This is a genomic window from Paragemmobacter kunshanensis (assembly GCF_011059185.1).
Lineage (GTDB): Bacteria > Pseudomonadota > Alphaproteobacteria > Rhodobacterales > Rhodobacteraceae > Paragemmobacter > Paragemmobacter kunshanensis.
Map to the genome: position 1 here is coordinate 1 of NZ_JAALFE010000014.1, position 14,655 is coordinate 14,655.

Consider the following 14,655-nt stretch of genomic DNA (forward strand, 5'->3'; position numbering starts at 1 on the left):
GCATCGCCCGCCACCAGTTCCTCGACCAATCGCCACCCGCGCGGCGTCATGATCCGCGTCCCATGGGCAAATCCCCGCAGCGAGGTGTCAGTCCCTATGTCGTCAGGAAAGATCGGTGATACAATACTCATGAGTTTTCCCAGAACCGCTCAGGGCCACACGACCAAGGGGGGGATAGAATCCATCCCACGCATCGACCGTGACAGCCTTCCGTGTTCTCAAACGGACGCAATTCGGGAATTTGTAGGGCAATCATCCCGGATTATCGGAATAATCGGCAGGCTTCCGCCGCTTCCGCCACCTGCCTGCCAAAGGGGCCTCAAAGCCTGCCGCGCCATCCCGCCAGAAGCAGGCCCCCGCGCCTGCGGAATTCCGACAGCCGCAACTCCCCCCGCAGCACCCGCTCCGGCTCCGCCCGGGCCAGCCGCAAAAGGCCCCCCGCCTGCCAGCCGGCCAGCGTCGCCCCCTGCGCCCGCGCCGCGATCGTCCCCAGTCGCGCCCGCGCCTGCGCCAGCCGGTCCAGCCCCGCCTCTGCCATGGCGGCAATCCCGGCGGCATCCGCCCGCACAAGGGGCTGCCGCCCCCGCGCCAGAAGCTCGGGCACCGCCTGCAGATAGCTTGCCAGTCCGGCCGCCCATCCCAGATCCCGCAGCGCCGCCTCATCCGCCTCAACCGCCCCCAGGCAGCGCCCCGCCGCCCAGAGCAGCCCCCCGGCCGTGTCCTCCAGATAGGCCCCAAGCTCGGCCTCATCGGCAAAGGGCTCCCGCCAGATATCCCGCCGCCGCGCCTCCACCAGCCGGTCCAGCACCGCCACCGGCAACTCCGTTCCACGGATCAGCGCATGCAGCGGCCCCGCCACCTCATGCCCGCGGGGCGCCCGTCCCTCGGCGGCCTCGGCCAGCACATCGCGCCACCATTGCAGCCGCATCTCCGCGATCATCGGCTCCTGCGTCACCCAGGGCGCCCGCGCCACCTCAAGGTTGAAGGCATAAAGCACGAAAAGCCGCCCCCGCACGGCCAGCGGTGCGGCCATCACGGCGGCAAAGCGGTCCGCATCCCCCCGCTCCACCAACGCGGCACAGGCCCCCACGGCCTCGGGGCTCATCCCTTCCACCGCGCCACCGTCAGCAGATAGCCCGTCTCCGCCCGCACCCGCCGCCACTGCGCCGCCTCATCGCCACAAAGATCCAGCATCGCCGCAAGCCGCCCATCCGCGCCCGGCCGCAAGGCCGCGATCCGCGCCTCCATCGGTGCGTAATAGGCCTCCCAGGCCGCATCGCCCAAGGGCCGCGCGCCAAGGCTCGCATATCCCGCAGCAGCCACCGCCGCCGCGATCCCAGACGCCGTCCGAACCGGATACCCCTCCCAGAACCCAACCGCCGCCTCCGAAGGCGCATCCACGAAATGGCAGGGCTCCGAAAAGGCCAGCACCCCGCCGGGCTTCAGGGCCGCACCCATCCGCGCCAACCCTTCCTCCAGCCCAAGGAAGTACAGCGCCCCCGCACACCAGATCAGATCGAAATGCCCCGCCGGATGCGCCCCAAGCGCCGCCATGTCGGCCTCCTCCACCGTCACCCGCGCCTCGCCTGCAAACCGCGCCCGCATCTGCGCCACGAAACCGGGATGCGTGTCGATGGCCAGCACCCGCGCCCCCGGCACCGTCAGCAGCGCCGCCACATCGCCCCCGGCCCCTGCCCCCGCATCGCAGATCGCCGCCCCCTCCGGCAGGCAGGCCAGCGCCAGCGCCCATCCCACATCCGCGGCCTCCCCCGGCCCCTCGCGCGGCAGGTCGCTGTGGACGGCAAGGAAGCTGTCCCAATCCATCACGATGCCGCGCCCGCGGGCCGCCCCACATCGCGGATCAGCTTCCATGTGATCGCATCCAGCAGCGCCTCGAAACTCGCATCCACAAGGTTCGCGCTCACCCCCACGGTGGACCAGCGCCGCCCCCGGCTATCCTCGCTGTCGATGATCACCCGCGTCACCGCCTCGGTCCCGCCTTGCGTGATGCGCACCTTGAAATCCACCAGCTTCATGTCGTCGATCACCGCCTGATACGGCCCCAGATCCTTGCCCAAGGCCTTGGCCAGCGCATTGACCGGCCCCCGATCCGTCCCCGTCTCATCCATCGACTCGGAAACGGACAGCATCTTCCGCTCGCCGATCTTCACCACGACGACCGCCTCCGAAAGGCTGACCATCTGGTTGTACTTGTTCTTCCGCCGCTCCACCGTCACGCGATAGCGCTTCACTTCAAAGAATTCGGGCAAAAGCCCCAGTTCCGCCCGCGCCACCAGCTCAAAGCTCGCCTGCGCCCCGTCATAGGCATAGCCCTGATCCTCGCGCGCCTTCACCACCTCAAGTATCCGCCCCAGCCGCGCATCCTTTGGATCGACCTCGATCCCCGCCGCCTTGAGCCTCGCCCGCAGGTTCGATTGCCCCGCCTGATTGCTCATCGGGATCACACGCTCATTCCCCACCACGGCAGGGTCGACATGCTCATAGGTCGACGGGTCCTTCAGGATCGCGCTCGCATGCAACCCCGCCTTATGCGCAAAGGCGCTCGCCCCCACATAAGGCGCGCTCCGCAGCGGCACCCGGTTCAGGATATCGTCCAACTGACGGCTCAGCTTCACCATCCCCGCCAGGGCCTCGCGCCCCACCCCCGTCTCGAAGCGCCCCGCATAAGGCTCCTTCAACAGAAGCGTCGGGATGATCGTCGTCAGGTTCGCATTCCCGCACCGCTCGCCCAACCCGTTCAGCGTGCCCTGGATCTGCCGGCACCCCGCATCCACGGCGGCCAGCGAATTGGCCACGGCATTCCCGGTATCGTCATGGCAATGGATGCCCAACCGGTCCCCCGGCACCCCCGCCGCGATCACCTCGCCCACCACACGGCCCACCTCGGCAGGCAGCGTGCCGCCATTCGTATCGCACAGCACCACCCAGCGCGCCCCCGCCCCCAGCGCCGCCTTCAGGCAGGCCAGCGCATAGGAAGGATCGGCCCAATAGCCATCAAAGAAATGCTCCGCATCGAACAGCGCCTCGCGCCCCTTGGCCACGCAATGCGCAACAGAGGCGCGGATCGCCTCCACATTCTCCTCCAACGTGCATCCCAGCGCCGTCTTCACATGAAAGACATGCGTCTTGCCCACCAGACAGACCGCCGGCGTCCCCGCATCCAGCACGGCCGCCAGCACATCGTCATTCTCCGCCGACCGCCCGACCCGCTTGGTCATGCCGAAGGCGGTCATCACCGCCCGCGTCGGCGCGCGGCCCGCAAAGAACTCGCTATCCGTCGGGTTCGCCCCCGGCCAGCCGCCCTCGATGTAATCCACCCCCAGCGCATCCAGCGCCGCCGCGATCTGCCGCTTCTCCGCGGTGGAAAACTGCACCCCCTGGGTCTGCTGCCCATCCCGCAGGGTGGTGTCGAACAGATAAAGCCGCTCCGTCACGACCGCCCCCCTTCATCTTGGCCCAAATACCCCGGGGGAGTCCGCCGCAGGCGGGCGGGGGCAGCGCCCCCCCGATTTTTCGCAGAAAAATCGTTCACACCAACCCCTCCAGCTTCGCGGCATCGAATCCCGGTCCGGGCAACAGCTCCACCCCCGCCTTCGACATCCGCACCTCCACCCCCGCCGCGAGCAATCCCGCCTTCATCGCATCGACCGGCGCGAAATCCTTCGTAGCCATCGCAGCCTCCCGCATCGCGGCCAAATTGGCCGCATAAGGCTTCAAAAGCTGCATTGCCGAGTCCCTTACTTCGATACGCTGTTCAAGTTGCGCGAAGCTCAATATGCCAAGGAAGTCCAGGTTCCGCGCAAGGTCATCGTAACGCGCCGTGTTGGCCAAATTCTCCAACGCAACAAGGGCCGCATGAGTGTTCAGATCATCCGCTAGTGCAGCAACGATCACGTCGTCCGGCTGCAGGTCTTTAGCCTTTTCGAGATTCCCAAATTGAGCAACAAGCCTGACAAAGTCGTCAAGCTTGGACGACGCGCCTGCCGCTTTCTCCGCCGTCCAATCCATCGGCCGCCCGTAATGCGTGCCCAGAAAGACGAAGCGGATCACTTCCCCCGGCACGCCCTTCTCCAGCAGATCCCGCACGGTGAAGAAATTGCCCAAAGACTTGGACATCTTCTTCCCCTCGACCTGCAACATCTCGTTATGCATCCAGACCCGCGCGAATTCCGCCTCCGGATGGGCGCAGCAGCTTTGCGCCACCTCGTTCTCGTGATGCGGGAATTGCAGGTCGATCCCGCCGCCATGGATGTCGAAACTCGCCCCCAAGAGCGCCAAGGACATGGCCGAGCATTCGATATGCCACCCCGGCCGCCCCCGGCCCCACGGGCTCTCCCATCCCGGCAGGCTGTCATCCGACGGCTTCCACAGTACGAAATCCATCGGGTCTTCCTTGAAGGGCGCCACCTCGACCCGCGCGCCCGCGATCATGTCATCGACCGACCGCCCCGAAAGCCGCCCGTATTCCGCAAAGGACCGCACCCGGAACAGCACATGCCCCTCCTTGGCATAGGCATGCCCCCCCTCGATCAGCGCCCCGATCATCGCGATCATCTGCCCCACATAGGCCGTGGCCCGCGGCTCATGCGTGGGCCGCAGCGCGCCCAGGGCATCCATGTCGTCGTGATACCAGCGGATCGTCTCTTCCGTCCGCTCGGCGATCAGGTCCTCAAGGCTCCCCGCCGCCCCCGCCTCCTTCCGCGCCAAGGCCGTCGCGTTGATCTTGTCATCCACATCGGTGAAGTTGCGCACATAGGTCACATGCCCCGCGCCATAGACATGGCGCAGCAGGCGGAACAGCGTGTCGAAGACGACGACAGGCCGCGCATTGCCCAGATGCGCCCGGTCATAGACCGTCGGCCCGCAGACATAGACGCGCACATTCCCCGGGTCGATGGGGACAAACTCCTCCTTCACCCGCGTCCTGGAATTGTGCAGCCGGATCGTCACCATGTCGCCTTCCCCAATATCTGGCCCCAAAATCCGGCCCCAAGATCTGGCCCCGAAGAGGCAGCGCAAGGCCCGCCATGCCGTTCCCGGCGCGGGTCTGTCAACTTCGTCTGTTCGTGGGAACAAGAAGAAGGCCCGCGCGACCAATGGTCAGCGGGTAATGCAGCAGCAGCCGATGATGCCCTTCATGCTCATGGCCCATCGCTACAACCATTCCGGGGGCCTGCCAAGCCCAAGTTTCGGGGGCAGAAGCCGCGATTCGCGGCCTGTGGTTAACGTTAAGATTTCCGTCGCCCGCCGTGCGCCGCGTGCATACGCCCGTCTGCACTGCGCGCCTGCACCGGCCGCTGCATCGCCGGATTGCCCTAACCCCCTGAATCAACGCAGCAACCGCCCCTTGCAGCCAGACGCGCCGCCTGATCAAGTCAGCTTCGGGAAGAGGGGGGAATTCATGGATCACGATGATCTGCGCCACTGGTCGAAACGCGCCGCCGACTGGGCGCATGACTACCATTCCACCTTGCGCGACCGCCCCGTCCGCGCCCCCCTCACCCCCGGCAGCATCGCCGCCCAACTTCCTGAAAACCCACCCGAAAACCCCGAAGCGGCCGAGGCGATCTTCGCCGATTTCGAACGCATCATCCCCCCCGGCCTCACGCATTGGCAGCATCCCCGCTTCTTCGCCTATTTCCCCGCCAACGCCTCCCCCGCCTCCATGCTGGCCGAACAACTGGCCAATGCCATCGCCGCGCAAGGCATGCTCTGGCAGACCTCCCCCGCCGTGACCGAGCTTGAACAGGTCATGATGCGCTGGCTCACGCAGGCCCTCGGCCTGCCCGACGGCTTCACCGGCACCATCCATGACAGCGCCACCACCGCCACCCTTTCTGCCGTGCTGACCATGCGGGAACGCGCGCTGGGTTGGCGCGGCCTTGAAAAAGGCCTCGCCAGCCAGCCGCGCCTGCGCCTCTATGCCAGCGCAGAAACCCATTCCAGCGTCGACAAGGCCGCCCGCATCGCCGGGATCGGCCAGGAAAATCTGGTGAAGATTCATACAGATGCCCACCTGTCCATGAAACCCGGCGCACTGGCCGGGGCCATCGCCGCCGACCGTGCCGCAGGCTTTCAGCCCGCCGGTGTGATCCTCTGCGCGGGCGGCACCTCGGTCGGGGCCTTCGACCGGATCGCCGATTGCATCGCCATCGCCAAGGGCGCGAACCTGCCTGTCCATGTCGATGCCGCCTGGGCCGGCAGCGCAATGATCTGCCCGGAATTCCGCGACCTGTGGACGGGCGTCGACGGCGCCGACAGCATCGTCTTCAACCCGCACAAATGGCTTGGCGCGCAATTCGATTGCGCCGTCCAGTTCCTCGCCGATCCCGCCCCGCAGATCCGCACGCTGGGCCTGCGCCCCACCTATCTGGAAACCGCCGGACGGGACGAGATCACGAATTTCAACGAATGGACCGTGCCCCTTGGCCGCCGCTTCCGCGCGCTTAAACTTTGGTTCACCCTTCGCGCCTATGGTCTGTCCGGCCTGCGCGACCGGATCCGCAACCATGTGGTCTGGGCGCGCGAGGCCCGCGATGCGCTGGCGCGGCTTCCTGGCGTGACGATCACCACCGAACCCTCGCTCTCGCTCTTCACCTTCGCGCTTGGATCGGATGCCGAAACGGAAGGATTGCTGCACCGCATCAACGACGATGGCCGCATCTACCTTACCCAGACCCGCCATGCCGGGCGCTATGTCATCCGGGTGCAGGTCGGCCAGTTCGACTGCACGCAGGACGATGTGGCCATGATCCCGCAGGTCGTGGCCGAACTGATGTAGAAGGCGAAAGGGCAGCCCATTGCCGGACCGCCCTCTGCCAATCGCGGTTAACGATCCGTTAACGGATCGCAACCCTCTGTTTTCACGTCAGAACCGGAAGCCAAGCCGCGCATTGACGGTGGTCGCGTCCAGATCGGTGCCGCTGCCGACGAAGTTGTCAAAGCGATGCTCCATCAACTCCGCGCCGAGCGTCATGCGGTCGGTCAGGGCATAGTCCACCCCGATGCCCGCACCCCAGCCATTGTCGGCCCCGAGCGAGCTGTCCGCCCGCACCGCCGCCACCGTGCCATAGACCAGCGCAGGCCCCATGTCATAGCCGCCGATCAGCTTCAGCCGGGTGATGCTGTCCAGCGTCGCCGCGCCCCCGCCAAGGTCGATGTCGGCCTTGTCATAGTTGCCTTCGACCCCGGCCACGAACTGGCCGAAATCGGCGCGGTAACCGGCGAAAAGCCCGCCGGTCATGCCACTGCCATCCAGCGCGCCGGTCGAAGACCCGACATCGCCATAGCCAAGCTGGGCACCGGCATAAAGACCGCTCCAATCCGCCGAAGGTGCCGCCACCGGCACCGGCGCCGGGGCCACCATCGGCTCTTCCATCACGGGAACCGGGCCACCCGCAAGCGCGGGCACTGCCCCGAATGCCGTCACGGCGGCCATCGCCGCCAGGCTGTTCCTGATCATCATTTTCTGTCTCCTGTGCCTGTTCCGTGGCCGTCCGCAGCGGCGTCGGCCATCTCGCCCCCCCGACATGCGCCCCCGGCGCCCCTCCGGCAAGGCCACATGACGGACAGATGAGCGGACGTGATCGAAACCGGCAGAAACCCGACCACGCCCATGGCACGGATCGGCCAGTTCCGGCCTATCCCCTCAAGATTGCGTGATAATTTCCGGCAGGAGGGAACCGTTTCAGGCCCGTTCCTCCAGCGCCAGCCACTCTTCCTCGGCCGCCGAAAGGGCCAGTTGCCGCTCGGCCATCGCCTCGGTCGCCTTGCGGAACTTGATCGGCTCGCGGGTAAAGAGATCGGCATCCGAAAGCAGCTCGCCCAGGCGCGCAATCTCGGTCTCCAGCCGGTCGATGATCGCAGGCAGCGCCTCCAGCCGCTTGCGTTCGGTAAAGCTCAACCCATCCGCCTTTGGGGGTGAAACGGGCCGCTGCTCCACCCGCGCAGGCACAGGCTTCGCGGCAGGGCCGGGCTGCGCCGCCGCCGCCGGCCGCTGCGCGGCATAATCCGACCATCCTCCGGGATAGACGGTGGCCCGCCCGCCGCCTTCCAGCGCCACGGTCGCCGTCGCCACCCGGTCGATGAAATCCCTGTCATGGCTGACGAGCAGCACCGTGCCGTCATAATCGCCCAGAATGTCCTGCAACAGATCCAGCGTCTCGACGTCCAGATCATTGGTCGGCTCGTCCAGGATCAACAGGTTCGACGGCTTTGCCATCAGTTTCGCCAGCAGAAGCCGCGCCTTCTCTCCCCCCGAAAGGCTCCTGACCGGCGCCCTTGCCTGCGCCTCGTCGAAGAGGAAATCCTTCAGATAGGCCACCACATGCCGTGGCGTTCCCCGCACCATGACCTGGTCCGCAGCACCCGAGACGCGCATCTGCGGATCTCCCACCAGATTGTCCCAGAGGCTGGCCTCGGCATCCAGTTGGGCCCGCGTCTGATCAAAGACCGCAACCTCCAGATTGGTGCCCAGCGTGACGCTGCCCCGATCCGGGGCCACCTCGCCCACCAGCATCTTCAGCAGCGTCGTCTTGCCCACGCCGTTCGGCCCCACAAAGGCCACCCGATCCCCGCGCAGGATGCGCAGGTCAAGGCCGCGCAGGATGACCTGATCCCCAAAGGCCTTTTCCAGCCCCCGCGCCTCGATCACCTTCCTGCCGCTGGTCGGGCCGGTCTCGAACTCCATCGCCGCCGTGCCCTGGCGGCGGATCATCGAGGACCGCTCCTCCCGCAGGGCGGCAAGGGCGCGCACGCGCCCCATGTTGCGCTTGCGTCTGGCGCTGATGCCCTCGACGGCCCATTTCGCCTCGGCCTTGATCTTGCGTTCCAGCTTGTGGCGGGCCTCGTCCTCTTCCGCCCAGACCGTCTCGCGCCATTCCTCGAACCCGTCGAACCCGGATTCGCGCCGCCGCACCTCTCCCCTGTCAATCCACAGGGTTGCCCGCGTCAGTGCCCGCAGGAAACTCCGGTCATGGCTGATCACCACAAAGGCCGCCCGCGTGGCGGAAAGCTCCGCCTCCAGCCATTCGATCGCCTGGATATCCAGATGGTTCGTCGGTTCGTCCAGCAGCATCAGTTCCGGCGCCTCGGCCAAAAGCTTGGCCAGCGCTGCCCGCCGCCGCTCCCCGCCCGAGGCCGTGGCCACCGGGGTTTCGGGGCGGAACTTCAAGCCCTCTGCCACCATGGCCACGCGATAGACATCCGTTTCCGGCAAGGCGCTTGCGGCATAATCCCCCAGCGTGGCAAAGGCCGAAAGATCGGGATCCTGCTCCATATAGCCCACGGTGACCCCGGGCGGTATCACCCGGCTGCCCTGATCGGGATCCACCAGCCCGGCCATCACCTTCATCAGGGTCGATTTCCCCGAGCCATTGCGCCCGACCAGCGCCACCCGGTCACCCGGCTGCACGACAAGATCCAGCCCGTCAAAGACGGGGTTTCCACCGAAGGTCAGCGAAATCGACGAAAGCTGCAGAAGGGGTGCGCGTGCCATGGCCGATCAGGTATGCGGGCAGGCAGGCGCCGTCAACGCCCCTCAGACGGCATCCGCCCGCAAGAGCCGCGCCCGGGCGGGCGGGATGGCGGCGATATCGACCACGGTCAGAACATGCAGAGTGCCGAGGTCGCGGTCGATGACCGCATGATCGCTGACCCATCCCCCCATCGCCAGATAGCTGCGCAAGAGGCCCGGCATCTGCTGCAGCGCCTGGCGTTCATCGAACGGCCCTGCAGGCAGGGCCACCACCTCGCCGCCCCTTTGCCCCGGACCAAGGCCCTCCGGTGGCCTGTGCCGCGCGCCCAGAAGGGCCAGGGCATCACGATGGGTCGCCGGATCCGTTCCCGGAAAGGATGAACAGCCGAACAGGGCAACGGCACCCAGCGCCTCCACCATCCGGGTCAGCCCTGCCCATGCGATGCGCAGCACATCCGGATCGCCCTGCCCTTCGGCAAGGCAGAACCGCCCGATCTCCAGCTTCGGGCCGCGGAGGCCGCGCAGTGGCTGCAGATCGTAGAACTGCGCGGAATAGCAGGAAGACAGGTCATTCCCCGTCCCAAGCGACAGAAAGCGGCAGGTGGCGACCAGATCCCCGCCCTCGGTCTCGATCATCAGATGTCGGCAATGTGCGTCGAACGCGTCCCGATCAAGACCATCCCGCGCGCCCCTGCCCGCGCCGGGCTGGCGAAATGCGAGGTAGCGCAGGCGCTGCACGGCGCGCAGATCCCCGGACGTCTCGGCGAGACGGGCCCGAAATCGGCCCTTGCAGAACGGCAGCACGGAACAGGCTCCCTCCCCGCTTGGCGTTGGCACGACAGAGCCCTAGATATGGGCCAGGCCCGTGGGCGGGTGCAAGCCCCCGGGGACAGTCGCTACAAGAAAGGATGCCCCATGGACAAGGTGGTCAAGTCGGATGCGGAATGGCGGGCGGAACTGTCCGATCTGGCCTATCGCGTCACCCGCAAGCATGCCACCGAACGCGCCTTCACGCATGACGACTTCCCCAAGAAGCCCGGCACCTTCCGCTGCATCTGTTGCGGTGCGCCCCTCTTCGATGCCCGCACGAAATTCGACAGCGGCACAGGCTGGCCCTCGTTCTGGCAGCCCATCGACCCAGAAATGGTCGGCGAACAGGAAGATCGAACGCTGTGGATGCGCCGGACAGAGGTGCATTGCAACCGGTGCGACGCGCATCTCGGCCATGTCTTTCCCGATGGCCCCGCCCCGACCGGGTTGCGCTATTGCATCAACGGCGTTTCGTTGAGTTTCGACCCCGAGGAATGAGAAAGGGCGCGTCCTCCGGACGCGCCCCCTTGCCCTTTCCGTGGGTTTCCCCGGATCAGTCGCCCGTGATGACACCGGGCGCGATCCGGCCAAAGCTTCCCAAAAGCTGCTGGATCAGGCTGAGGCCCTTCACATTCGTCTCGGTCACGCGCCGTGACAGGGGCACGACCTTTCCGCGTTCCAGCCCGAAGCGCTCGACATTCTCGACCCGCCCGGCTTCTGTGAAGGTAATCGAAACCACCTGCCGGTCGATCTCCTTCGGCTCGAACGCCCCGCGATAGGCCCAGCGGCTTTGCACATAGAACCAGCCGACATCGTTCAGCAGGCCCGAAGCGGTTGGCCGTCCGATCTTTTCCGTCACGGTTTCGCGGGTATCGACACCGACTTCCACCAGCGCCAGATCATCATCCGTGGGGACATAGCCATGATTGCGATAGACCGTCGCGCAGGCCGCAAGGAACAGCATCGCGCCGACAAGACCGAAGCGGAGGCCCCTGCCGATCGCCGCAGAGGCCGAAGTTTTATCGAAAAGCCCCATTCCGTTCCCTACCTGCCTCTGCCATCCGTATCAGCCGGACAACCGCCTTGCCTTGTCTTGCTTCGCCCAAGGACGTATTGCAAAGCATATGACGGCACGCGGCGCTTTGTCTTCGGCTTACAGAAGGTTGGCCTGCTGTTCAAGAATGGAACGGCACAGGCCCCTGCCGCTGGACAGTCTATTCTCGGCAAGACGCCCGGAAACGCCGACGGCGGAGTGAGGCAGATGACACAGAAGACCGACAGACCCAAGGCGGACGCAGCCTTCCCTGCGCCGCTGCGCACGGCCACTCTGCCCGCACGCAAGCCCACGCGCTTTGATCTGCGCCCCGATGCCGCGCTTCGACAGCAGATCGCAGACAGCCTTGGCCTGCTGGGCCTCTCCGCCCTTGGCTTTCGGGGCGAGATCCGGCCCGTCGGTCGACATGATTTCCAGCTTGAAGCCGATCTGGTCGCAAGCTTCGTGCAGCCCTGCTCCATCACCTTGGCCCCCGTTCCCGGCGAAATCTCGGAAACCGTGCGGCGAAGCTACCTGTCGGATTGGCAGGAACCCGAGGGAGTCGAAGTCGAAATGCCCGAGGACGACACCCAGGAACCGATGCCCGAAGAGATCGACCTCGGCGCCGTCATGGTCGAATCCCTGGAACTTGCACTGCCACTTTATCCAAGGGCGCCCGGAGCCGAACTTGGCGAGGCCGTCTTTGCCGCCCCCGGGGCGGAACCGCTGAAGGATGCCGACCTTCGGCCCTTTGCCGGTCTCGCGGCCCTCAGGGACCGGCTTTCATCGGACGGCGAAGGCGAAGATGGCGGCAAATGACAGCCTTTTTCGCAACGCAAGAAAGGGGCTTGCGCCCAAGCCGAATCCGGGTATTTTCCGCGCCTCGTCCGATGGCTGTTATCGGCTCGCGCAGAAAGCGGGCAAACCGCTGATCGCAAAGCAAAATCCGGGGCATGCCCCCACTATCCGAGGTTGAGACATGGCTGTCCCTCAGAACCGAGTCACCCGTTCGCGCCGCAACATGCGCCGTGCGCATGATGCGCTGGTTGCCGGCAATCCGCAGGAATGCTCCAACTGTGGCGAACTGAAGCGCCCGCACCACGTCTGTGGCGCCTGCGGCCATTACGACGCGCGTGAAGTCGTGGCGACCGCCAAGGAAGTCGATCTGGACGAGGACGCGGCGTAAGCCGCATCCCGCACGCCCAGCCCGATGGTCAACGGACTTCACACTCCGGCAACCGAAAGCGGGCGGCGCATCGTCATTTCCGTTGACGCCATGGGTGGCGACCGGGGGCCGGCAGCAGTTGTTGCCGGTCTTGCCTTGTCTGTGGCGGCCCATGCCGATGTCGACTTCATCCTTCATGGCAAGGAAGCCGAACTCTCCCGCCTGCTGGCGAAGGAAACGGGACTTGCCGGCCGCGTGACCCTTCGCCACGCCGACAGGATCGTGTCCATGCAGGACAAGCCGAGCCAGGTCATGCGCAACGGCGACGGCACCTCGATGTGGTCCTGCATCGAAAGCGTCAAGCAGGGCGAGGCGAAGGTTGCCGTCTCCTGCGGCAATACCGGCGCCTTGATGGCCATTTCGATGATCCGCCTGCGCAGACTGCCCGGCATCAACCGACCGGCCATCGCCAGCCTCTGGCCATCGCGCAATGCCGTCGGCTTCAATGTCATGCTCGACATGGGCGCGGATGTGAAGGCCGAGGCGGGCGATCTTCTGCAATTCGCCATGATGGGGGCATCCTATGCCCGCAATGGCCTTGGCCTGACGCGCCCGCGGGTGGGCCTGCTGAATGTGGGCACCGAAGAACACAAGGGCCGGGCGGAACTGAAGGAAGCGCACGAGCTTCTGGGCGCTGCCGCCGAATCCGGAAGCTTCGATTTCATCGGCTTCGTCGAAGGCAGCGACATCCCCTCTGACCGGGTCGATGTCATCGTGACTGACGGTTTCACCGGCAATGTGGCCCTGAAGACAGGGGAAGGCACGGCCAAGCTGATCTCGGATTTCCTGCGCGAGGAATTCAATGCCTCGATCTTTTCGCGGCTTGCCGCCCTCTTCGCACTTGGCACCCTGCGCCGCCTGCAGCGCCGGATGGATCCGCGCCGGGCGAATGGCGGGGTCTTTCTCGGGCTGAACGGCACGGTGGTGAAATCCCACGGATCTGCCGATGCAACCGGCGTTGCCGCAGCCATCGGCCTTGCACGCCAACTCGCCGCCGCCGACTTTCAGGATCGTCTTGCCGCCCGGGTTGCGTCTGCTGCCCGTGCGGGGCAGGATGACGCCACAGACAAAGCCCCGTCCGATGCGGCATCGGGGTCGGGAGGCGGGACAACAGAATGACGATACGAGCCGTCGTGGCGGGCGTCGGGCACTATCTGCCCGAAAGGCTTGTCTCCAATGCCGATCTGGAAGCACTGGTCGAGACGTCTGACGAATGGATCCGCACCCGATCGGGGATCGAACGTCGGCATTTCGCGGCTGAGGGGCAGACAACGTCGGATATGGCGATCCGCGCCGCGCAGGCCGCCTTGCAGGACGCCGGGCTGACGCCGGACGATCTGGATGCGATCATTCTTGCCACATCCACGGCAGACCTTACCTTTCCTTCTGCCGCGACCATGGTTCAGGCCGGGCTTGGCATGACGCGCGGCTTCGCCTACGACGTGCAGGCCGTCTGCGCCGGTTTCGTCTTTGCCATGGCGAATGCGAATGCGCTGATCCTGTCGGGCCAGGCGCGCCGAGTCCTGGTGATCGGGGCAGAAACCTTTTCGCGCCTGATGGACTGGTCGGATCGGTCGACCTGCGTCCTGTTCGGTGACGGGGCGGGTGCGCTGATCCTCGAAGCGGCCGAGGGCAATGGCACGACCGAGGATCGCGGCATCCTGTCGACCGATCTCAATTCCGATGGCCGGCATCGCGACATTCTCTATGTCGATGGTGGCGTTTCCACCGGGACGACCGGGCATCTTCGGATGCAGGGAAAGGAAGTCTTCCGCCACGCCGTGGAAAAGCTGGCCGAAACCGCCCATGCGGCGCTGGCCAAGGTGGGGCTGTCCGGCGGGGATGTCGATTGGATCGTGCCCCATCAGGCCAATATCCGCATCATCGAGGCCACGGCCAAGCGGATGCAGGTGCCGATGGACCATGTGATCGTGACGGTGCAGGATCACGGAAACACGTCCGCCGCCTCGATCCCGCTTGCACTGTCGGTCGGAAAGGCGCGTGGGCAGATCAAGCAGGGCGACCTGCTGGTGACGGAAGCCATCGGCGGGGGCCTTGCCTGGGGTTCGGTCGTTCTGCGCTGGTGACACG

The 14,655-nt window shown here is 66.0% G+C and carries 14 protein-coding genes; 6 read left to right on the forward strand and 8 right to left on the reverse strand.

From position 1 onward, the window contains the following. Positions 1-319: 319 nt before the first annotated feature. The 4 genes from G5V65_RS14120 to cysS form a co-directional block, all read right to left on the reverse strand. A complete protein-coding gene (locus G5V65_RS14120; RefSeq protein WP_165051255.1) occupies positions 320-1,105 on the reverse strand; it encodes a squalene/phytoene synthase family protein in 786 nt (261 codons plus the stop codon). After that, positions 1,102-1,872, reverse strand: a complete 771-nt coding sequence (locus G5V65_RS14125; protein WP_241250574.1) for a class I SAM-dependent methyltransferase — start codon at positions 1,870-1,872, stop codon at positions 1,102-1,104. Before G5V65_RS14125 ends, G5V65_RS14120 begins: the two co-directional genes overlap by 4 nt. After that, positions 1,824-3,455 (reverse strand): citramalate synthase, encoded by a 1,632-nt coding sequence (gene cimA / locus G5V65_RS14130; protein ID WP_165051257.1) that lies wholly within the window; start codon positions 3,453-3,455, stop codon positions 1,824-1,826. The genes G5V65_RS14125 and cimA overlap by 49 nt, the downstream gene beginning before the upstream one ends. A 94-nt stretch (positions 3,456-3,549) precedes the next feature. Then, positions 3,550-4,974, reverse strand: coding sequence for a cysteine--tRNA ligase (gene cysS / locus G5V65_RS14135; protein WP_165051259.1), 1,425 nt, complete (start codon positions 4,972-4,974; stop codon positions 3,550-3,552). A 448-nt stretch (positions 4,975-5,422) separates the two neighbouring features. Between cysS and G5V65_RS14140 the strand changes: the two genes are divergently transcribed. After that, on the forward strand, positions 5,423-6,802 hold the full coding sequence (locus G5V65_RS14140) for a pyridoxal phosphate-dependent decarboxylase family protein (protein ID WP_165051261.1): 1,380 nt from the start codon (positions 5,423-5,425) through the stop codon (positions 6,800-6,802). Positions 6,803-6,889: 87 nt separating this feature from the next. Here the strand turns inward: G5V65_RS14140 and G5V65_RS14145 are convergent, their stop codons facing one another. The 3 genes from G5V65_RS14145 to G5V65_RS14155 all read right to left on the reverse strand — a co-directional run bounded on the left by G5V65_RS14145 (position 6,890) and on the right by G5V65_RS14155 (position 10,333). Further along, positions 6,890-7,486 (reverse strand): outer membrane protein, encoded by a 597-nt coding sequence (locus G5V65_RS14145; protein ID WP_241250575.1) that lies wholly within the window; start codon positions 7,484-7,486, stop codon positions 6,890-6,892. A 222-nt stretch (positions 7,487-7,708) separates the two neighbouring features. After that, complete coding sequence (locus G5V65_RS14150; RefSeq protein WP_165051263.1) at positions 7,709-9,517, reverse strand: ABC-F family ATP-binding cassette domain-containing protein; 1,809 nt, start codon at positions 9,515-9,517, stop codon at positions 7,709-7,711. A gap of 42 nt (positions 9,518-9,559) precedes the next feature. Next, a complete protein-coding gene (locus G5V65_RS14155) occupies positions 9,560-10,333 on the reverse strand; it encodes a GNAT family N-acetyltransferase (RefSeq protein ID WP_343162850.1) in 774 nt (257 codons plus the stop codon). 78 nt (positions 10,334-10,411) lie between these two features. Between G5V65_RS14155 and msrB the strand changes: the two genes are divergently transcribed. Next, positions 10,412-10,804 carry a peptide-methionine (R)-S-oxide reductase MsrB gene (gene msrB / locus G5V65_RS14160; RefSeq protein ID WP_165051267.1) on the forward strand — a complete coding sequence of 131 codons (393 nt, stop codon included), beginning with the start codon at positions 10,412-10,414 and terminating at the stop codon, positions 10,802-10,804. A gap of 55 nt (positions 10,805-10,859) precedes the next feature. Here msrB and G5V65_RS14165 read toward each other — a convergent pair whose 3' ends face one another. Beyond that, entirely contained in the window at positions 10,860-11,342 is a 483-nt protein-coding gene (locus tag G5V65_RS14165; RefSeq protein WP_165051269.1) for an outer membrane protein assembly factor BamE, read from the reverse strand. Positions 11,343-11,567: 225 nt separating this feature from the next. Between G5V65_RS14165 and G5V65_RS14170 the strand changes: the two genes are divergently transcribed. The 4 genes from G5V65_RS14170 to G5V65_RS14185 all read left to right on the forward strand — a co-directional run bounded on the left by G5V65_RS14170 (position 11,568) and on the right by G5V65_RS14185 (position 14,651). Continuing rightward, entirely contained in the window at positions 11,568-12,158 is a 591-nt protein-coding gene (locus G5V65_RS14170) for a YceD family protein (RefSeq protein ID WP_165051272.1), read from the forward strand. A gap of 160 nt (positions 12,159-12,318) precedes the next feature. Beyond that, positions 12,319-12,525, forward strand: a complete 207-nt coding sequence (gene rpmF, locus G5V65_RS14175; RefSeq protein ID WP_165051274.1) for a 50S ribosomal protein L32 — start codon at positions 12,319-12,321, stop codon at positions 12,523-12,525. A 24-nt stretch (positions 12,526-12,549) separates the two neighbouring features. Further along, the gene (plsX, locus tag G5V65_RS14180) at positions 12,550-13,683 is read left to right on the forward strand and encodes a phosphate acyltransferase PlsX (protein WP_165051275.1); all 1,134 of its coding nucleotides are present in this window, start codon (positions 12,550-12,552) and stop codon (positions 13,681-13,683) included. Next, entirely contained in the window at positions 13,680-14,651 is a 972-nt protein-coding gene (locus tag G5V65_RS14185; RefSeq protein WP_165051276.1) for a beta-ketoacyl-ACP synthase III, read from the forward strand. Before plsX ends, G5V65_RS14185 begins: the two co-directional genes overlap by 4 nt. The last annotated feature ends 4 nt before the right edge of the window (positions 14,652-14,655 follow it).